The 18,795-nt window shown below is 63.3% G+C and carries 18 protein-coding genes; 4 read left to right on the top strand and 14 right to left on the bottom strand.

Annotated elements, in window-relative coordinates:
- Positions 1–11 precede the first annotated feature (11 nt).
- The 3 genes from EDC64_RS20395 to EDC64_RS20385 are packed head-to-tail and all read left to right on the top strand — an operon-like array spanning position 12 to position 3,362.
- Complete coding sequence (locus tag EDC64_RS20395; RefSeq protein WP_132034836.1) at positions 12–311, top strand: DUF2933 domain-containing protein; 300 nt, start codon at positions 12–14, stop codon at positions 309–311.
- Positions 308–985 (top strand): methyltransferase family protein, encoded by a 678-nt coding sequence (locus tag EDC64_RS20390; protein ID WP_132034834.1) that lies wholly within the window; start codon positions 308–310, stop codon positions 983–985. Before EDC64_RS20395 ends, EDC64_RS20390 begins: the two co-directional genes overlap by 4 nt.
- Entirely contained in the window at positions 978–3,362 is a 2,385-nt protein-coding gene (locus EDC64_RS20385; protein ID WP_132034832.1) for a heavy metal translocating P-type ATPase, read from the top strand. Before EDC64_RS20390 ends, EDC64_RS20385 begins: the two co-directional genes overlap by 8 nt.
- Before the next feature lie 32 nt (positions 3,363–3,394).
- Here the strand turns inward: EDC64_RS20385 and EDC64_RS20380 are convergent, their stop codons facing one another.
- The 9 genes from EDC64_RS20380 to EDC64_RS20335 all read right to left on the bottom strand — a co-directional run bounded on the left by EDC64_RS20380 (position 3,395) and on the right by EDC64_RS20335 (position 10,925).
- Entirely contained in the window at positions 3,395–4,672 is a 1,278-nt protein-coding gene (locus tag EDC64_RS20380) for a type II toxin-antitoxin system HipA family toxin (protein ID WP_245504814.1), read from the bottom strand.
- Positions 4,669–4,977: a helix-turn-helix domain-containing protein gene (locus tag EDC64_RS20375; RefSeq protein WP_245504813.1), complete on the bottom strand. Its 309-nt coding sequence runs from the start codon at positions 4,975–4,977 to the stop codon at positions 4,669–4,671. Before EDC64_RS20375 ends, EDC64_RS20380 begins: the two co-directional genes overlap by 4 nt.
- 254 nt (positions 4,978–5,231) lie before the next feature.
- Complete coding sequence (locus EDC64_RS23630; RefSeq protein WP_165933833.1) at positions 5,232–5,627, bottom strand: hypothetical protein; 396 nt, start codon at positions 5,625–5,627, stop codon at positions 5,232–5,234.
- Between the two features lie 320 nt (positions 5,628–5,947).
- Positions 5,948–6,187 (bottom strand): hypothetical protein, encoded by a 240-nt coding sequence (locus EDC64_RS20365; protein ID WP_132034830.1) that lies wholly within the window; start codon positions 6,185–6,187, stop codon positions 5,948–5,950.
- A 119-nt stretch (positions 6,188–6,306) separates the two neighbouring features.
- Positions 6,307–6,591 (bottom strand): copper-binding protein, encoded by a 285-nt coding sequence (locus EDC64_RS20360; protein ID WP_132034828.1) that lies wholly within the window; start codon positions 6,589–6,591, stop codon positions 6,307–6,309.
- A 20-nt stretch (positions 6,592–6,611) separates the two neighbouring features.
- Entirely contained in the window at positions 6,612–7,085 is a 474-nt protein-coding gene (locus tag EDC64_RS20355; RefSeq protein WP_132034826.1) for a cupredoxin domain-containing protein, read from the bottom strand.
- A gap of 35 nt (positions 7,086–7,120) precedes the next feature.
- The gene (locus tag EDC64_RS20350; RefSeq protein WP_132034824.1) at positions 7,121–8,521 is read right to left on the bottom strand and encodes a multicopper oxidase family protein; all 1,401 of its coding nucleotides are present in this window, start codon (positions 8,519–8,521) and stop codon (positions 7,121–7,123) included.
- Between the two features lie 13 nt (positions 8,522–8,534).
- A complete protein-coding gene (locus tag EDC64_RS20345) occupies positions 8,535–9,944 on the bottom strand; it encodes a TolC family protein (protein WP_132034822.1) in 1,410 nt (469 codons plus the stop codon).
- 495 nt (positions 9,945–10,439) lie between these two features.
- Entirely contained in the window at positions 10,440–10,925 is a 486-nt protein-coding gene (locus tag EDC64_RS20335; RefSeq protein ID WP_132034818.1) for a hypothetical protein, read from the bottom strand.
- Positions 10,926–11,729: 804 nt separating this feature from the next.
- Between EDC64_RS20335 and EDC64_RS20330 the strand changes: the two genes are divergently transcribed.
- The gene (locus tag EDC64_RS20330; protein ID WP_132034816.1) at positions 11,730–12,365 is read left to right on the top strand and encodes a hypothetical protein; all 636 of its coding nucleotides are present in this window, start codon (positions 11,730–11,732) and stop codon (positions 12,363–12,365) included.
- A 125-nt stretch (positions 12,366–12,490) separates the two neighbouring features.
- On the opposite strand, the gene EDC64_RS20325 is transcribed toward EDC64_RS20330, so the two are convergent.
- From EDC64_RS20325 to scpB, 5 genes are all read right to left on the bottom strand, one after another.
- Complete coding sequence (locus EDC64_RS20325; protein ID WP_132034814.1) at positions 12,491–13,114, bottom strand: hypothetical protein; 624 nt, start codon at positions 13,112–13,114, stop codon at positions 12,491–12,493.
- Positions 13,115–13,251: 137 nt separating this feature from the next.
- Complete coding sequence (locus tag EDC64_RS20320; protein ID WP_132034812.1) at positions 13,252–14,268, bottom strand: HNH endonuclease; 1,017 nt, start codon at positions 14,266–14,268, stop codon at positions 13,252–13,254.
- Between the two features lie 178 nt (positions 14,269–14,446).
- The gene (locus tag EDC64_RS20315; RefSeq protein ID WP_245504812.1) at positions 14,447–16,828 is read right to left on the bottom strand and encodes a S8 family peptidase; all 2,382 of its coding nucleotides are present in this window, start codon (positions 16,826–16,828) and stop codon (positions 14,447–14,449) included.
- A gap of 52 nt (positions 16,829–16,880) precedes the next feature.
- On the bottom strand, positions 16,881–18,146 hold the full coding sequence (locus tag EDC64_RS20310) for an AAA family ATPase (RefSeq protein WP_245504811.1): 1,266 nt from the start codon (positions 18,144–18,146) through the stop codon (positions 16,881–16,883).
- On the bottom strand, positions 18,103–18,795 hold the full coding sequence (gene scpB, locus EDC64_RS20305) for an SMC-Scp complex subunit ScpB (RefSeq protein WP_132034807.1): 693 nt from the start codon (positions 18,793–18,795) through the stop codon (positions 18,103–18,105). The genes EDC64_RS20310 and scpB overlap by 44 nt, the downstream gene beginning before the upstream one ends.

Below are 18,795 nucleotides of genomic sequence, written 5' to 3'. Positions count from 1 at the left end.
AGAATCCGACCATGTCCATGCACCATGACGCAGATCATCTCGCCGCCGCCAACGACGACCGGGGTCGGCCAGCCGATCGCCCGTCGGGCGGCTTCTGGCGATCCAGGGGAGGCCTCGTCGCCATCGGCTTCCTCCTCATCGCGGCGTTCCTGCTGTTTTCCGAGCACCGCGCCCATGTCCTGGGCTACCTGCCGTTCCTGCTGCTCCTCGCATGTCCCCTGATGCACCTGTTCATGCATCACGGTCACGGCGGCCGGCACGACCACGGCGCAGGAGCCCCTCCGAGCCGTCCAGAGGGAGGCCCGCGATGAACGGATCTCCCGCCTATGGCCTCTGGGGCCTGGTGATCATCAACTCCGCGGTATTCATCCTGTTCGCCGCAAGCTTCGTCCGGCTGCGCACCTCCTTGGACTGGCGGTCGCTCGGCGCCTTCTCCGCCTTCGTCGTCGCGCTGTTCACCGAGATGTACGGCTTCCCCCTGACGATCTACCTGCTGTCGGGATGGCTCGGGCGGCAGTTCCCCGGGGTGGACTTCCTCTCGCACGATGCGGGACACCTGCTCGAGACGATGTTCGGGTGGCGCGTGAACCCGCACTTCGGCCCGTTCCACATCCTCAGCGACGTCCTGATCTTCGCCGGGTTCTGGCTGCTCGCCACGAGCTGGCACGTGCTCCATGCGGCCCAGCGGGAACATCGGCTGGCGACCACAGGCGCGTACGCCCATGTCCGCCATCCGCAGTACGTGGCCTTCGTCGTCATCATGTTCGGCTTCCTCATGCAGTGGCCGACCCTCGTGACCCTCGCCATGTTCCCGATCCTGGTGTGGGTCTACGTCCGCCTCGCCCGGCGGGAGGAGAACGCCTCCAGGGCCGAATTCGGCCCCGCATGGGACGCCTACGCGCGCGCCGTGCCGGCGTTCATCCCTCGGATCGGCATCGCATCCGGCCCGAAGCCCCACCATCCCGGAGCTCCCTCCCATGACTGAACCGCACGCCCATTCGGGCCATGCCCACCACCACGACCATGGCACGCATTCCCACGCAGGCACGGACGGGTCGCATGCCTCTCTCGTGAAGGATCCGGTCTGCGGTATGGAGGTGGATCCGGCGACCGCCACCCACCGCGCTACTCACCACGGGACGACCCATTACTTCTGCTCGGCGGGCTGCCAGGCGAAGTTCGAGGCGAACCCTTCGGCCTACGTCGCCGAGGGGCCCGCTCCCAAGGCGGACGGGAACAAGCCCGAGGGTGTGATCTACACCTGTCCCATGCATCCGCAGATCCGGCAGATCGGTCCCGGCAACTGCCCGATCTGCGGCATGGCGCTGGAGCCCGAGGTGGCGACACAGGAGACCGGTCCGAGCGCCGAACTCGTGGACATGACGAGACGGTTCTGGATCGGCCTCGTCCTCACCGTGCCGGTCCTCGCGCTGGAGATGGGCGGGCACCTCACCAACCTCCACATGCTGCTCGGCGCCAAGGCCGCTAACTGGATCCAGCTTGTGCTGGCGACCCCGGTGGTGCTGTGGGCAGGCTGGCCGTTCTTCGTTCGGGCTGGGCGCTCCCTCGTAACGCGCCATCTCAACATGTTCACGCTGATCGCCATGGGAACGGGGGTGGCCTGGATCTACAGCGTGGTGGCGACCGCCGTGCCTCAGGCCTTCCCGGATACGTTCCGCGCCGCCGACGGATCCGTCGCCATCTACTTCGAGGCGGCCGCCGTCATCACCGTCCTGGTGCTGCTCGGCCAGGTCCTGGAGCTGCGTGCCCGAGAGCAGACGGGCGGCGCCATCCGCGCCCTGCTCGACCTCGCTCCCAAGACCGCTCGCCGCGTGCGGGACGACGGCTCCGACGAGGACGTCTCGCTGGACGTGGTCGCCGTCGGCGACCGCCTCCGGGTTCGTCCCGGGGAGAAGGTCCCCGTGGACGGGGACCTGGTCGAGGGCCGCAGCTCCGTGGACGAGTCCATGATCACCGGCGAATCCATGCCGGTCACCAAGGAGGCCGGGGCAAAGCTCATCGGCGGCACGCTCAACCAGACCGGCGGTTTCGTCATGCGGGCAGGCCGCGTCGGGCGGGACACGATGCTGGCCCAGATCGTCCACATGGTGGCGGAGGCCCAGCGTTCCCGCGCGCCGATCCAGAGGCTCGCCGACGAGGTGTCCGGCTGGTTCGTGCCGGTGGTGATCGCCATCGCCATCCTCGCCTTCGCCGCGTGGGGCATCTGGGGACCCGTGCCGCGCTTCGCCCATGGGCTGATCGCCGCCGTTGCGGTCCTGATCATCGCCTGTCCCTGCGCCCTCGGTCTCGCGACGCCCATGTCCATCATGGTCGGCGTCGGCCGGGGCGCCGGTCTCGGCGTCCTCATCAAGAATGCCGAGGCTCTGGAACGCTTCGAGAGGATCGACACGCTGGTGGTCGACAAGACCGGAACCCTCACCGAGGGCAAGCCCAAGGTCACGGCCCTGAAGGCTGCAGAAGGGATGGACGAGGCGGAGTTGCTGCGCCTCGCTGCGACGTTGGAACGAGCGAGCGAGCATCCCCTGGCCGCCGCCATCGTCGCCGCCGCGCTGGAACGCAATCTCGCGCTCGGCACCGCCGAGGACTTCGACAGCCCCGTCGGCAAGGGCGTGACGGGCAAGGTCGACGGGCGCAGGCTGGTCATCGGCAGCCACCGCATCATGTCCGAGGAGGGCGTCGACCTCTCTTCCCTCACAGGGGAGGCCGAGGCGCTGCGCGGCGAAGGCGCGACCGTGATCTTCGTCTCGGTCGACGGGCGCCTCGGCGGTCTCGTCGCCATCGCCGACCCCATCAAGGCGACGACGCCAGCCGCCGTCGCGGCGCTCCGCGGCGCGGGCATCCGCGTCGTCATGCTGACCGGCGACAACAGGACGACCGCGCAGGCGGTCGCCCGCAGGCTTGGCATCGAGGAGGTCGAGGCCGAGATCCTTCCCGAAGACAAGGCGAAGGTGGTCGCGAGGTTGCGGAAGGAGGGCAGGATCGTCGCCATGGCGGGCGACGGCGTGAACGATGCCCCGGCGTTGGCCGCCGCCGACGTGGGCATCGCCATGGGCACGGGCACGGATGTGGCGATCGAGAGCGCGGGCGTGACGCTCCTGAAGGGTGACCTCCAGGGGATCGTGCGCGCGCGTCAGCTCAGCCGCGCCACCATGGGCAACATCCGCCAGAACCTATTCTTCGCCTTCATCTACAATGCGGCCGGAGTGCCGATCGCAGCCGGAGTGCTCTATCCCGCCTTCGGCTTGCTGCTCTCGCCCATCATCGCAGCCCTCGCCATGGCGCTCTCCTCGGTCAGCGTCATCGCCAACGCCCTGAGATTGCGGACGACATCGCTGGAATGAGACGTGAAAGATCGTCGAGGCGGTGCGACCCATCATGGGCCACGCCGGGGTTTCGGCGTGCCTTGCACGCCTAAGGCTCGGCCGATCTCCGTTGCCCTTGATCTGGGCACCTTGGCGACGTCGGCGAACTCGGGCCAGCGATCGATGGCCTCACGAACCTCGTCGATGATGCTTCGAGCCACGGACTCTTCGATAGACATCGTCTCCGCAACACGAAGAATGTCGCGCTCGCGCGGATTCCGACCCTCGCCCGCGATGTCCAGGTTGTGCTCACCTCCCGCACCTGGTGAAAAGGTGAGGTCATAGGCTGGTGTCAGGGTCCAGGAACCTTGTTCATCCATCCGGAATGCGTGGTTCTTGGCGTGATCGTCCCTATTCCTCGCGAACACGTTGAAGGTCATGCGCCTGAACATCTCCGAGACCTCTCGTTGATCCCGCGTCAGGACCAGGACGATCTTGTGCAGCGTGATGTAGTCCAGGCTCGGCGAGCGGTGGTCGGCGTTGACCAGCGCGCTCGCCGTCTGGACGTGGACACGTCCTAGGGGGGTCCTGTCGAACCGCCGAGCGGCGAAGTAGCGCCCACCGGAGAGCGTTTCGATGAGTCGGGTCTCCGGCATGGAAATTCCCGCGGCATCCGCCATCACGGCATAGGCGTACTCCTCGGTCCCGATTTCATTGCCATCCTCGGCTCCGCGAAACTTCACGATCCATCGGGTGTAGGCCGGAGGCATTTCCTCGCCGTAATCCGGTCGGATGGAATCATCCGGACCGATGCCGACGTTTATCTTCGGCCTCGCTCCGCCCGATCCGCCCTGGGCGCCCCGTAGCACATCGATCTCCGATGTGCTGACATCGGCCATCACGAGTTCCGATTGCTCCGCGAACCAGTCGAGGTCATGGGAACCGCGGTCTTTCTCGTCTCCATCGAACTCGGGCGCATAGCATAACGCCCCCATGCCACCGGAACCTACAAAGGCCAGACGGTCGAGCGGGGTCAATGCAGTGAAATCCAGGCTTCTCCTGGCGAGCGACCTATCGAGCAGCTTGCGCCCCCAGCCATCGGGCAGACTGTCGTTGAAAACCCCATGGAGGCCTTGGAAGGGTTCGCGTGGCGCGGCATGTACCTCCGGCTTGACCGGCAAGTTGAATGGAGAGATTGGCAAGGGATCTACGATGAAGTCGGGATCGTACTCGAAAAATGCCCTGCGTTGTGCCGTGCCCCACGCAAGCCTTCCGACGGGGCGAGGGGTGTCTCCCACCTCAAGTGTGACCTTCAGTGTGGAGACCGTAGTGAATTGAGTCGACTTCACGTCCGACGCCCCCTCGCTCGTTTCGGCTTCTCGATCACATCCTCGATGGTGATTGGTTCGCGGGCAGGGAACAATCCCGCAAAGCCGGTTTCGGAATCGAGCGCGAATGCGATCTTGATCAAGCTGGCAAGGGAAATGACTCCGCTTCTCTCGAATAGCTTTAGGGTGCCGAGGCTCACCCCGCTCCGTTCCGCCAATCCGACCTGAGTCAGGTTCATCTCGAGCCGCTTGTCTCGGGCTCGGCGCGCGACGCCCCTCAGCACACCGCCAGGCGACTCGAGCTTTAGGGATGACATGATATCCATTGTCTTCCTCCGGCGGAATTAAGGGATAATATATTATCTATTAAATGATATAGATCAAGCTTTGGATGTCACGAATCTTGGTCGGAGGTGCCGGCAACCATCCCGAGTCCGGCAGGTCATAGCCGCAGGGAAGCACGCCATCGTTAGCGCAGATGGGCCGGGCAGCTTGACCCGGCCAGTGACCATGTCGAGACAATAGCCGCCCATCACCCGCACGGGACAGCAGTTTGGTAGCAAGTTGATTGTCGCGGGCCTCACCGGGGTTCAGTGTCAGCCGTCTCGGAAGGCCGTTGCTGCCTCGGTCGCCTTCTCTGGGCGATGCGCTCAAGGGACTGCGCTATCCTTGCAAACAAGCTACTGAAATCAGGAAGGTCAATCATCGCCAGCAGCAAGGCGGCGACCCAAAGAATATTTTGGTGGGTGAACATCGCAAGGAGGCATAAGACCGCGACAATCTCGTACTGAAATTTTTGTCCTTTGTGAGCGATATGCTCTGGCAAATGGTGCAAGCGCAGCACCAGTAGGCCCAAAATAAACGTGAAGAGCACCAGGAATATGCCCATCACTATCATCAGGATGTCGGGCTGGCCGGGCGCGGAAACGAACCATGGCACGTGCGCAGGGGAAATTGGCTGCTTTGGCTCGATCATGATGTCGCTGTCCGTATCGTCAGCCTCGCTTTCCATCGCGCGGGGCGCAAGGCAGATCGCCCTTCCTCCGGGAGGATTACTTAGGTGGTCTCTCCAGCAGGAGTTGATCTAAGTCTATATTCCAATGCCGCACTGCCAGTCCGGTCGAATACGTCGAAGCGAATATCCGTGCGAGTACCCCAGCCGCCGCACGAACGCCGCGTTGAAGCTTGTCGAGCTTTGGCACGCATTTCGTGCGGACCTCCGTCTGTCGTCGATCCGCACTATGGCTCTGCATGGTGGGTCCGATGGAACATGGCCGATGGATCGATCAAGTCGCGCTACGGATTGATGGTCGGCCTCCGCCCTGTAGCGCCCGCGGGACTGACGTCGGTCGCACCGTGCGGCGCGGCCACATCACTGCATAGCCGACGCACTGGTATGGCCGAACGCTGAACATCGCGGAATTCGTGACGCGCCTTCTCCTTCTGCGAGAGCCGCGACGAATACGGATCGGACAACGCTGGCGCGGTCGAAAGCGCGACCAGCGTCGTTGCCAGGATGATCTGCCTGATTGCCATGAGGGGGTCTCCTTCCGCCGTTGCGTCCGCGGATCAGGAACGCGGCATAGTCCGTGTCCCGTCCGCTGGATCGATCTTGGTTGCCCGCGGGGCGGTCTCCCGCCCCGCGGGTGTTCGAATCACTTCGCCTTCTGGATCTTGGTGACGGTGAGCCGTCCGTTGACCCGGTCGGCCTCGAACGTGACCTTGTCGCCCGCCTTCACGGCCTTGAGCATCGCCGGATCGCCGGCGGCGAACACCATGGTCATGGCGTCCATGTCCAGGTTCGGGATGGCGGCGTGCTTCAGGGTGATCTTGCCTTGCGCCTCGTCGACCTTGGTCACCTCACCGCTCACGGGAGCAGCCTGGGCGAACGCCGCGGCGGTCGTGAGCAGGAATGCTGCGGACAGCAACAGCTTGCGCATGATGGGTCTCCTTGGTTGGATCACTTGACGATGATGGTGCCGAACATCCCGGCTTCTCGGTGGCCCGGGATGAGGCAGGAGAAATCGAAGGTTCCCGCTTTCGTGAATTTCCAGACGATCTCGCCCGTCTTCTTCGGCATCAGGCGCTTGGCGTTGGGATCGTCGTGCTCCATGTCGGGGTTCTTGCGCATCTCCTCGGCGTGCTTGAGGTTGTCCTGAAGCGTCGCGAGGACGATCTCGTGATCGAGATCGCCGTTGTTGCGAAGCACGAACCGGACCTGCTCTCCGGTCTTGATCTCGATCTTGTTCGGGATGAACTGCATCTTCCCGTCCGCCTCGCTCATGACGACCTGAATCACGCGGGACGGCTGCTTCGGATTTCCCGGCTCGCCATAAGCGCGCTCCTCGCCATGGGCATGCCCTGCGTCGGCGAAGGCGGGAGCGGTGGACACGACCGCCGAAAGCAAGGCGGCGGCGATGAGGTATATCTTCATGGTTGGTCCTCTCGTTGAACCTGGGATGGGGAAAGTCAGTGCTGGTGTCCGCCCGCCCGCCCGGCGCCGGGCTTGACGACGTCGACCTCGATGGTCCGCGCGGGGTCGTAGGAGGGCGCGGGCGCGCGCTCGGCGGCCTTGTTCTCGCCGGTCCACTCGAACGCGACGGTGCCCGGCGGGTTCTTGAACCAGCCCGGGTCCTTGTAGTCGTTGCGCTCAAGGCCCTCGCGCACCTTGACCACCGAGAACATGCCGCCCATCTCCACCGGGCCGAACTGGGCGAAGCCGGTCATCATGGGCAGGGTGTTGTCGGGCAGCGGCATCTCCATTTCGCCCATGTCCGCCATGCCCTTGGCGCCCATGGGCATGTAGTCGGGCACGAGCTTGCGGATCTTGCCGGCCGCCTGCTTCAGGTTGGCCCCGATGTACGTGCGCACGTCGTGGCCCATGGCGTTCATGGTGTGGTGGGACTTGTGGCAGTGGATCGCCCAGTCCCCCTCGTGATCGGCCACGAAGTCGAAGGCACGCATCTGGCCGACCGCGCAGTCGATGGTCACCTCCGGCCAGGCGGCCGCCTCCGGCACCCATCCGCCATCCGTGCACGAGACCTTGAAGTCGTAGCCGTGCATGTGGATGGGATGGTTCGTCATGGTGAGATTGCCGAACCGGATGCGGACCTTGTCGCCCTTTCCCACCACGAGCGGGTCGATGCCGGGGAAGGCGCGGCTGTTCCAGGTCCACAGGTTGAAGTCGAGCATCGTGTTGACCTTGGGCACGTAGGCCCCGGGCTCGATGTCGTAGGCATTGAGGAGGAAGACGAAGTCCCGATCCACGCGGCGGAAGGACGGGTCCTTCGGATGCACCACGAAGAAGCCCATCATGCCCATGGCCATCTGGACCATCTCGTCCGCATGGGGGTGGTACATGAAGGTCCCGCTCTTTCGGAGCTGGAACTCGTAGACGAAGGTCTTCCCCGGCTTGATGTGGGGCTGGGTGAGGCCGCCTACCCCGTCCATGCCGTTTGGCAGGATCTGCCCGTGCCAGTGGATGGTGGTGTGCTCCGGCAGCCTGTTGGTGACGAAGATGCGCACCTTGTCGCCTTCCACCGCCTCGATGGTGGGGCCGGGTGACTGGCCGTTGTAGCCCCACAGATGGGCCACCATCCCCGGCGCGATCTCCCGCACCACGGGCTCGGCGACAAGATGGAATTCCTTCCAGTCACCGTTCATGCGCCATGGCGCGGTCCAACCATTGAGGGTGACCACGGGCTGGTAGTCCGGACCCGTGGTCGGGAAGAGAGGCGGCTGCATGGTCGCCTCCTTCATGGTGGCGGCCTCGGGAATGGAGGCCGCCTGGACGCGGCCGGAGACCGCGCCTGCGCTCACCAGCGCCAGGGCGCCGGAGGCTCCGAGGAATCCTCGTCTTGAAACGGGCATGGTTCGTCTCCGATCAGTCGCTGGCACCGGCGGCCGCGGAGGCGAGAACGGTTTCCCCGCCTCCCGCACCGCCGCCGATGATGGCCGTCTGGAAATCCACCTCCGCCAGGAAGAAGTCGCGCTGGGCGCCGATGGCGGAGACGTTGCTGTCGATGCTCTCCCGCTCCGTGGTGAGCAATTCGAAGACGTCGATGAGCATGCCGTTGTATTCCAGCAGCGCCTGCTCATTGATGGTCTTGCGCAGGGGGAGGATCCTCGCCTGGTACTGGCGGGCGATGTCGTAGCTCGCCCGGTAGGTCACGTAGGCGGCCCGTGCCTCGGAGCGGACGTTCACCGCCTTCTCCATGAGGAGGTTCGCCGCCTGCATGTAGGTCTCCTGCGCCCGGCGGACGTTGGTCTCGCCGAGGTCGAAGATCGGCACCTGGACCTCCAGCTCGAATCCCTGGGGACGCAGGGTCTCCCCGTCCGCACGCTGGTAATTGCCGCGGTATCCCCCCTCGAGCAGGGAGACGAAGCGCGTCGCCTGCGTGAGGCCGAGGGACTTCGCCATGGCATCGAGCTCGAGCCGAGCCGCGATGAGGTCGGTGCGCTTGAGCACCGCCTCGACCTCCACCTGGGGTTCGGTCCGGATGCGCCCCGGCAGCCGCGGGAGCTGGGACGGCAGCCTGTAGCCGACGTCGTTGCCCCACAGGCCGAGTTGCCGGGTCAGGGCCTCCCGGTCCGTCGCGGACTTGAGGCGTGCCCGGGCGAGCTCGTTCGATACCTCGGCGTAGAAGGCGCTGGCCCTCGCCTGGTCGAGCTTCGTCGCCGCCCCCGTTTCGCCGAGCTTGACGGTGAGGTCGGCGGCCGCATCCGCCGTGAGGCGGGCCTTCTCGAGGAAGGCCTCCGCCTGGCGCGCCGCCACGGCCCGATAATAGGCGCGACGTGCCTCGGCGGCGGTCCTGAAGGTCGCCTCGATCGCCCGGTGGCGGGCAGCCTCGAACTGGACGCCGGCGATCTCGCTGCGGGCGGGAAGCGTCAGGAGCGCGAGCACGTTCGCGACCAGCCGCCGCTCCACGTCGAGTTCCCCGCCGCCGTTCAGCCGCTCCACCCCGAAGCTGGGATTGGGCGGGAGGCTCGCCGCCACGTAGGCGGCCTCGGAGATGCCCAAGGCGTTGTACTGCGCCTGGAGACCTCGATTGTTGAGGAGGGCGACCTGGAGCGCCGCACGGGCGTCGAGGGGCCGGGACAGGAGCGCGGACACGCGTGCCCGCGCCGTCGCGGCCTCTTCCTCGGACGTGATCTTCACCACCTGCCCGCCGATGTCGCCCGAGACCCGGCTGGCGACGGGGGCCATGCCGCCGTCGGGGGTGAAGGTGACGCAGCCGCCCAGCAGCAGCGCCAGTGGAATGGCGAGCACCATCCCGGAAGGAAGCGGAGCCATCACCGCCCTCCCTGGCCGGGCGCCAGGCCCTGGTTCTGCTCGATCCAAGAGCGGGGCGGCACAGGACGGTAGTCGACGTCGCCCGCCAGCACCGGAGCGTACCGGACGGCGGGCACGGCAACCGAGGGGTCGGCTGGATCCGGGCCGCTCGTGATGGGCGGCGGACCGGAACATGCGGAGACGAGGACGGCGAGGGCCGTCGGAAGCAATGACTTCATGAATGACCTCGGGGTGCGGCCCCGTCGGGGGCGCCGCTCTACAGCCGGGAACGGATGGGCTATGGGCGCGGGCGCGCAGTGCGCGGCCGCGGCCTGCCGTCGGCTGGGTCAGGGACCGGTCGAGGAGCGTAGGATTGCCGACCACCGAGGCCGGATGCCAGGGCAACCGGGGGCGGACGGCCTTGGTCCATGGACGTCAGGACCCGCTCGGTCGGGACGATCGAAGATCATCCGCGGCGAGCATGTCCGATACGTCCTCGACGAATCGCGAGACGGATCAGCCGATCTGGGGGCTGGAGAGCTTCGGGGGCCGGTCGAGCCGCATCACCGAAGCCTGGATACCGTCGGTGTCGGGCGGTAGGGCCTGCCTGCCGAGGACAAGGAGTGTCACCAACGGCGCGTGGAATGCGGTCGGGATGGCCATATGGCACGCCGCCGCGCAGCACGAGCTCGCATCGCCGACATGGGCATGACCGTCGCCGCAAGCCGCCTTGTCCGTGCAGGGATCGGCTGCCTCCGAGGCGTGATGATGGCCATCGGAGGCTTGTTGCGCCTCATGCCGATGCCCGCCTTGCGCCTCTGCCATCGCCCGGTGGTGGGCGGTGTCCCCGCTACCCAAAACGGTGCTTGCGTTCGCATAGCCCCAGCCGACCCCGGACGCCGTAAAGACGATCGCGGCGGCGAGCAGTACGAGGTTGCGAAGGGCACGAAGCATGCGGCGCAGGATAGGGGCTTCCTGCCGCATGGCAAGGGGTGAGCCCATGGTCGGTATCACGGTCGCGGGAACACCGGTACGTGCGTGCCGGAGTGGTTCGTCCCGTGGGAAAGCGACGCGGGGGTCGAGTTCAATCCACAGCGGCGCCGGTCACGCTTGGCGCGGGTGATTCCCTGTGAGTAGGCGTTGGCCAGTCGCATCAGGCCCTCGGATTTGGACAGCCGCCTCTGATTCTCAATGCCGAGCTCGGTCGCCAGCTGCATCGCCGCGGCAACGCGTCTCTTGGCCGGCGTGCGGGCCGACCGGTCGCCAGCAATCGGCCGACTTCGTCCGGAATAGATGCCAAGTGGTCGTTCTGCCGATACCCGGCAGCGAACGCACCAATCGGGGTGCCGCAGCGTCAACGCCGGACGACCGGTACCAGGCGGCTAGTGAGAGCCGGAGCGACCCAAGAGGCGCCTCCACGAGATCCGCCGCCGAGCCGCACAGCAGCCCCGGCCGGAGACGCCTAGCGCGATCGAGGGGAGGATAGGAACATTGCGGCGCAACGGCAAGTTCTTGCGCCCATATTGAAGGTGGAGGGAATTGAACCTTCGGAATGCGGGCTTGGCGTCCTACGCATACGGCTTGGACGAGCGGTCATGCGCATCGTTGGATCATCAGCAATCCGTAGCATCAGATAATTTGTTCTCGTTCTCCGCGTGAGCGAACCGCGTTCACGTCATGCCCGAGCGCTTCAATGCGCTGGTGAGGCTCAGGGTAAGCTGAACTGCCGTCAGATCACGCTCGGACGACGTGGTAGGATGTGGCGACTTGTCGTCCACACGCATGCGACGATTGGAATCTCGCGACATGAGTAATCTTCCGCCCAAAAGTCCCCGCTCTAAGCAACCTAAAGCCAGATCGGCCGCAGGCCGCAAAGTCATTCAACAAAACCTCTCAGACGGCGCCCGCATCTCCGAAGGAGTGCCGGATGCAATTAAGCTTGCCATGGCGGACGCGCTCATGGTGTTTTCAGAGATGGAGATGAGCGCCGAGCATTTCATTTGGGATGTGCTTGGACTCTCGGCTGACGATGGGAAGCTCGTCACGCAGATTGAGACAAAGGAAAAGATCGAACTCGCGAAAAAACTATCTCACCGCTATGGTTTGCCGCTCCATCGTCACGCGCGAACAACCGCGGACGCTTGGTCAGCGATACGCCTTGCGGTCGAAGCCAGAAACAAGATGGCTCATGGCATTTGGCGCATGATCGATGGCGAGACCCCTATCGTCGTATCGTACCGCATCCCAATTGAGGCTGGCCGCATCAACAGCGAACATTTTCCGCTTGATCGGATCGAGGCCGTTACCTCGGCCTGTCTACGAGCCAAGAAGCTCTTTGACGCGTTGTGTGCCCGCATAGCAACCGAAGGCAGGCCAAAACCACCCGTGCCGGCCCCGACACCCAACGACCCAGAATTCTCGAAAAGCGACGAATGGAGCTGAAGCGATATAGGCCCACCCCGCGGCGGAAATGAATGCCTGAGAAAATCCGAACCGGCCCATTCCCCTGCGCGCCCGACGCTTTCTTGAGAGTGGCTTAGATCAGCTCGTGAAATGTCGTACCGCACTCAACCGTAGTGCGGCTCTTTCACCGCCATGTGTAGCTTGTCGGCGCAGCCCCAGAACCGGGCGCAGGCGCCGGCGTAGCGTGACACGTCGCTTGGCCTCACCAGCAGAAGCTCGCTCTCCTCGGCGTTGGGCGGCAGCAGGTCCACATACCGAGAAGGTTCATAAGTCCAGCGATCGGGAGCATGCAAGCGTAAGTCTCTGACCGAAGGTCCGTCACCATGACGGTAAATATTGGCTACCAGGAACATTTCAATAAGGTTGAATCCAACAAGCCCGTCATCTAGGTCTATATTGCCAGTCCTAGCGCACAACGGTAGGTATTCCCGAAAGGGTTCTAATCCTGATTTGCGCCTTGCCATCGATACGCCCAAGCTGCGGCCCCAGAACCTGAGTTGCCGCTCGAACAGCGCCGCAAGCATCATGGTGAACGCCTTCGCCGCTTCGTTGGCTGTGTAGTTATCGACTATAGCCGCTGAGCGATCGAGAAGTTCGTCCATTGTTCCAGCCTCGCCGAATTGAAGCTCCGGATGTATTTGCAAAGCCTCAAGACTAGGGTGGATGAGACGTTTGAAGATTCGATCGATATTAGCTTGAAATATTCTCGGAACATTATCTTGTTGCATCGTGTTGACCCCAGCCTATTTACCAGAATTCAGACCCTCGCTCGAAATATTTCTACAAAATTGGTCGCGCGAGATCTCGGTCAGACGAGCATGAGTGAAGACTGGAGTGTCCTGGCAGAGCGTGGCAGGTCATTCTATCAGCCGGCATCTGGAGAAAGCGCCGGAACGGATCCCCCATCATGGGCCGCCCCCAGCGACGTTGCTCTGGTCGACAGGGATCTAAGTCGTAAACGTACGTGTTCCACCTTGTGGCATGTCGGGCATAGAAGCGTGAAGTCCGCGGTCGTTGTGTGCCGGGTCCCCTCCGCCAAGGGGTCATTGTGATGAACTTCCAGGAGGCTTCGCGGTTTGACACGGCTAGGGTCGAAAATCATCGCTGGGTCAAAAGCACAGGCGTCGCAACTGAGCCTTCCAGCACTTTGCCGCTCCCGGATGAACTGGTCCGCTTTCCAAGCGGCTCTCCGCCTAACTCGAATGCGGCGCTCCTCTGGCATTCCCTCTAAGGCACCCAGGTCCTGGTTGATGAACTTTTGAGTGCGCGCGTCGATCTGACTCCGCGCGGCGGCTGCAAAATCGTCCTCGATACCGATCCAAGCGCTCGCAGCTACAAGGGGTTCGATTTCCAAGTCGGCAATCAGCTGGCGCTCCTCATCGTTGAGGGCCCGAAGCGTAGCGGAAGAGTGTCGGTACAGGCGCCGGTATGCGATGTCGCCGAGCACGGCCTTCGCCTTTGGGCGCCCCTTGATCGCGTAGCTCTCGACGATTGGGAAGGCGACTGACCACCGATAACGCTTGCCATCCTGTGCCCACATATCCTGAATTCGCTTGTATTCCTCGTCACCTAGGATTGTTTCGAGCGGCCGGGCAGTCGCCCTAAGTTTATGTACAGCGATGAGCCGGCCCGCCAAATGTCCATGGGCTTCCCTCTCCGCCAGGTAGATAGGATCGTTCTGGTAGCCTGCGTTCGGTTCACTAAATTGCTCTGTGATGTACTCGATAACATAGCCCGCGCCATACTGCCGTTGGATCGTGCTTTGGCATTGATTTCTGGTTGCAAGATCACTGTCAGCAGGCGTGAAGCCGAGCCAAGATGTCCCGGCGAGCCAGTCAGCCTTGGAGGCGGTGACAGGAGCTGGAAGGTCTTTGATTTTCATCGGCCTTCTCACCCTAACCGAAGTTCGATTTAAGAACCTGCGCGTCGACCCCTGTTCTCGGCTTTGTCGTAGCCACCGAGGAGTTATTGTCGTTCAGCGCCGAGCTGACTTACCCTGCGCAAAATTAGGTCGCTCGCAACGCCCTTCTCCCGCTCCAAGGCCTCTTTTTTGCCCGTGTTCACCTAACCACCTGACGCAAAGCGTCTCGAACCCGATCACGTACTTCGTCGTAAATCTCTTCAACGCCCGGCATCGACAGCGTGATAGCGAGGCCGAACGGAACCGCATCATCTATTGCGGTGGCATCCGGCTCGCGCTGAACACGTAATGGCAGAGACATGCCGGATGCCACGATCGCAGCCTGATCGCCGCTCCAACACCGAGTGTAGACGGTTCCGCGATTAGTCTGGTTGCCATCGGGCTGGTTCCCGTGCGCCAGGACACCCAATTCACCGACCTCGGCAGGATCGAGGATCTTGAGCCGGACTGCGCGATACGCTTTGCGACCTGGGAGCACAGGCGTGAACCACGCAAGGGTAGCGGCAATAGAATGCGGCCGAGCCTTCCCACCGTACGCCGCCGGAATGGGTATCGATACGTCGACACCGCGCTCTCCACGCAGCGAACCTACCGCCCAGAACGTTGCTCTGTCACCAGTACATGCGACGGCATCTTCTGGATCGACCACACCATAGCCGAGGAACCGGCGAATATTGTCCTTCTGGCGCGACGCCTGTCCCCTCCCGGTTGGCCCGAGAAGCTCACGCACCAGCGCTGCCGTGTCCTCCGGCCAGCGCGCGGGATGCACCAGGAGTGCCTTGATGAGCACTGCCCTTGATACATTGGGCAACCGGAGAAAGTCTTCTCCGTATTCGCCCTCCAATGCGTCATGGATACGATGAGCTGTGCGAGACGCTATTGCGGTGGCCGCGCTCGTTCCATTCGTAAACGCTTCGGCATTCTCGAGACCTTGGCCGGCCGGCGGCGCGGCGACTCTAAGCCCCATCCCTCGTCCCGGGCGGCCTGGTGTGACAGTGATGGAGTCGCCGCTGCCGACAACACGGAGATGCTCGCGGCCACCTGGCATGAGGAAATCCGGCTTTACGGAATCGGCAAAGCCTGGACCCAGTGCGCTCGACGGATTGGCAGTGTCCAGTGCCGGGAATGGATCAACATTTGAGTGTGCGAAGTGCCGATCCCGCGTGGAAACCCAATCCCAGTTCCTGGCGCCAATTGTGAGACCGTTTACTGTCTCCGCAGGCGAAAGCAAACGGCGATCGCCAAACACTCCCGCAAGCGCATTGATCGTCCCGCGAGCTCGCTGCGTGGGATTGGCCTCTTCGAACTGCACGCTCGTCGAAAAAGCATGCATGGAAAACTCGTCGAGAACGTTCCCCGCACTAACTATGAAGAGGATGCCGAACCGGTAAGCCAGCCGATCGAGAAGGCGCGCCCACGGTGAGAGCTGACCATGGAATTGCCGACGTCTGTTACCGAGTGAGATGTTGACGATGATGACGTGGGGCGCCGAGGGCTCGGCGTTTCCACGCATCTGAAACACGGCCTGATAGATGAGGTCGACGATTAGCCGATCGGGAGGGAAGCCGTCTCCTGACCCAAGAACCGGGATGCAATGAACCCGCCGAGGCAGGGCGGGCTCTGGCCGATTGCGATCACCGTGTACGATCAGCGAGGTCATCGCCGTTCCATGCAGGCGTTGTGAAACCAGGGCATTCGCCTCGAGCCCGAACAGGTCCTCGATGATCAGGTGCCGCTGAAGCAAGGGATGCCCGGCCATCGGGACGCCATCGAGAACCGCAACGATGGGATCGGCCCCGACGTCCCTGCCTTGCGACGGCGTTTCGAGCGGTTGGTTGTCGACCAGATCGAGCAAGGACACCCGACTTTGCGGGCGTATGTACATAACGGGTTCGAGACCGGCTATGCTTGCCTGAGATCTCGCTGTGATTTCACGAACTGCACGGACGGGCAGGCGTGCCAGCACGGCATGGTATGCGATATCGTCCAATCGGGCTCGGCTGATAACCCTGCCGCCTTCGGCCTCGATGGCTTGGCTCAGAATTGCTTCACTTGTCACCCCGGAAGCCGTTTGAGGTCGAAAGATCAATTCGATTTCAAGCGGAATGACATCGTCATCGGATTTACCGAAGATCTCTTCGCTCAGAGTATCTCCGTCGGCTGGCTGTACCCGATCCTCAGGTCCCCATGGACGCAAGGCTCGAAGGCAAGCAAAAACATCTCGCCACGGCGTGAATCCATCGGGCATCTCGCGTCCAGCGCGCCAATTCCTCCATAGACTTTCAATATGTCGTAGAGCTCTGACGTCAGGAACCAGGAGATAAGCCACAGGTGACTTATCCTCGTCTTCCGGAAGCTCTTCCTCATCGACAAGTTCGAGACCGCGGACTTTATTGATGGCCTTCACGAAGGGCGCGATGCTTCCGCGGACTTCAAACACGAGCAGCCGCTCAGGCGCAAGTCCTGCGGGATCTGCCCTTAGCTCGAGGCCAGCCGGATCGCGAGCGAGGACCTCCGCCAATCGGCTGAATGTCGGCCCGAAGCGACTCTCCTGAACGTCGCTCGAGTAGGCCTCAGATCTCGGTGGCCGTGCCTGCCTTCCGAGGACTCTTGGCTGCGGCGCGCCTGGACGGAGTCGAAGGAGTGGTTTCGTCGGGTCGCTCGGCATCTGGCTCCTCTGGCTTCACACGAGAGGACCAGAGGTCAAGTTCAACGCGCAGGGCGTCATCAATGGAAAGCTCCCCCAAGTCCAATATTTGTCTTCTGCGGACATTTTGGCAGAAATCCAGCGCTTCTGCGTAACTTACACACCCGAGCTTGGCTGCCACCTTTTGCGAAGGGAGGCGCGGCTGCTCCGGCCAACGAGTTAGTATTCGGTCAAGGAACGCTTCGATTTGCTTCTTGTCCGGTGCAGGAAAGCCAAGACGGAGTTGGAACCGCCGCCACACTGCGCGATCCAAAAGCTCAGCATGGTTGGTAGCCGCAATAACGACCACATAGCTCGGCAATTGGTCGAGCTGCATCAGCAAGAATGAGACGACGCGCTTGATCTCGCCGGTCTCATGCGTGTCCCCACGTTCCTTCCCGATGGCATCGAACTCATCAAAAAACAGAACGCTTGGGCGTGTGCGGACATAATCGAACAGCCTTCTCAGGCGAGCGTTCGTCTCGCCCAGATAGCTACCAATGAGAGCGTCGTAGCGGACAACGAAGAATGGCAGTCCAAGTGCTTCCGCAACAGATTCAGCAAACGAGGTTTTGCCGTTTCCCGGTGGACCAGAGAGCAGCACGCGGTGACGAGGCTCATAGCCATGTGCTCTCAACACGTCGGCGCGGACATGCTCTTCGATGAGCTGTCTGCCGTTTTCCTGCACCGGCAGAGGCAGCAAGAGCTGGTTCATCTGAGCCCGCGGCTCGATCTCTAGAATCGCGTCCTTGCCGGGCCCTGCAAGATTTGCGGAGGCCGTGAGCGCCGGGGGCGTGACCGGAACGGCGGACATCGCCCTTTCGAGTCGGTCTGCAACGATATGATGATTTTGAGCCCGTTCTTCGGCCACCAGCGCCTCTGCCGTTGATCTCAGCATTTCCCGATCGCCGGTCGCGCCGGCGCGTACGAGGGAAACAAGAAGGTCGCTTCGTGCCATGATCGAAAAGGGCTTGCCGCGGGTGAGGCCTAGGGATCCGTCCGCCGAATCGTACACGGAAAGGTCAAAATTGTCCTCCGCCGGGCGATGATTTTCGGAGCGATCTAGACAATCCTCCAGCCAGCCGTAGCGCCGGTAGCTAGGCTCATCATCACTCCCCGAATACCTCTTCCGGATCGAGAGGCTCGCCTTCATCCCCGATCCCATCGCCACCTAGCGCCGGAAAATCCCCCGCCAGCAGCCGCTCTTTGCTGAGCAAGCCCGCATCCTCCAACGCTTCCATGTCCGGCAGGTCGCGCAGCGTGTCGAAGCCGAAGAAGCTGAGGAAGCCCTTCGTCGTCACGTAGGTGTACGGCGCGCCGGGCACCGGACTGCGCGGACCGGCAGCGATGAAGTCCAGGCCGCGCAGATGGCCGATGGTGTCGCGGCTGATCTCCTTGCCGAAGAACTGGCCAAGCTCGCCGCGGGTGATCGGCTGGAAGTAGGCGATGGCCAGGAGCACCAACTGCTCGGACTTCGACAGCGGCTTCGGATCGTTGGTGCCAAGGCCGGTGGCCACCTGGATCGCCTCCGCAAACCCCTTCTTGGTGCGATGCTGCCAGCCGCCGGCGACCGCCACCAACTCGTAGGGCCGGCCGCGCAGTTCGGCGCGGATGTCGTCGATGAGGAGGTCGATGCTGCAGTCGCGGCCAACGACGCGGGCGAGCACCTCGCGGGTCACCGGCGCGGGCGCGGCAAAGATCACCGCCTCGACCCGGCCCATCCATTCGCGCCAGCGCAGCTCCGGCGGCAGGTGCGCCAGCTCGGTGTCGAAGGGTTCGGGCGGGCGCGGGCGGCGGGCCAT

The organism is Aquabacter spiritensis (genome assembly GCF_004346185.1).
In the GTDB taxonomy this organism is placed as follows: Bacteria; Pseudomonadota; Alphaproteobacteria; order Rhizobiales; family Xanthobacteraceae; genus Aquabacter; species Aquabacter spiritensis.
Note: the sequence above shows the minus strand (reverse complement) of the source record. Positions and strands in the feature narration are given on the sequence as shown.

Bases quoted from the DNA above. Each gene is read 5' to 3' on its own strand.
- EDC64_RS20395 (WP_132034836.1), top strand. From the start codon at position 12: ATGTCCATGCACCATGACGCAGATCATCTCGCCGCCGCCAACGACGAC.
- EDC64_RS20390 (WP_132034834.1), top strand. From the start codon at position 308: ATGAACGGATCTCCCGCCTATGGCCTCTGGGGCCTGGTGATCATCAAC.
- EDC64_RS20385 (WP_132034832.1), top strand. From the start codon at position 978: ATGACTGAACCGCACGCCCATTCGGGCCATGCCCACCACCACGACCAT.
- EDC64_RS20375 (WP_245504813.1), bottom strand. From the start codon at position 4,977: ATGGATATCATGTCATCCCTAAAGCTCGAGTCGCCTGGCGGTGTGCTG.
- EDC64_RS23630 (WP_165933833.1), bottom strand. From the start codon at position 5,627: ATGATCGAGCCAAAGCAGCCAATTTCCCCTGCGCACGTGCCATGGTTC.
- EDC64_RS20365 (WP_132034830.1), bottom strand. From the start codon at position 6,187: ATGGCAATCAGGCAGATCATCCTGGCAACGACGCTGGTCGCGCTTTCG.
- EDC64_RS20360 (WP_132034828.1), bottom strand. From the start codon at position 6,591: ATGCGCAAGCTGTTGCTGTCCGCAGCATTCCTGCTCACGACCGCCGCG.
- EDC64_RS20355 (WP_132034826.1), bottom strand. From the start codon at position 7,085: ATGAAGATATACCTCATCGCCGCCGCCTTGCTTTCGGCGGTCGTGTCC.
- EDC64_RS20350 (WP_132034824.1), bottom strand. From the start codon at position 8,521: ATGCCCGTTTCAAGACGAGGATTCCTCGGAGCCTCCGGCGCCCTGGCG.
- EDC64_RS20345 (WP_132034822.1), bottom strand. From the start codon at position 9,944: ATGGCTCCGCTTCCTTCCGGGATGGTGCTCGCCATTCCACTGGCGCTG.
- EDC64_RS20335 (WP_132034818.1), bottom strand. From the start codon at position 10,925: ATGGGCTCACCCCTTGCCATGCGGCAGGAAGCCCCTATCCTGCGCCGC.
- EDC64_RS20330 (WP_132034816.1), top strand. From the start codon at position 11,730: ATGAGTAATCTTCCGCCCAAAAGTCCCCGCTCTAAGCAACCTAAAGCC.
- EDC64_RS20325 (WP_132034814.1), bottom strand. From the start codon at position 13,114: ATGCAACAAGATAATGTTCCGAGAATATTTCAAGCTAATATCGATCGA.
- EDC64_RS20320 (WP_132034812.1), bottom strand. From the start codon at position 14,268: ATGAAAATCAAAGACCTTCCAGCTCCTGTCACCGCCTCCAAGGCTGAC.
- EDC64_RS20310 (WP_245504811.1), bottom strand. From the start codon at position 18,146: ATGAAGGCGAGCCTCTCGATCCGGAAGAGGTATTCGGGGAGTGATGAT.
- scpB (WP_132034807.1), bottom strand. From the start codon at position 18,795: ATGGCCCGCCGCCCGCGCCCGCCCGAACCCTTCGACACCGAGCTGGCG.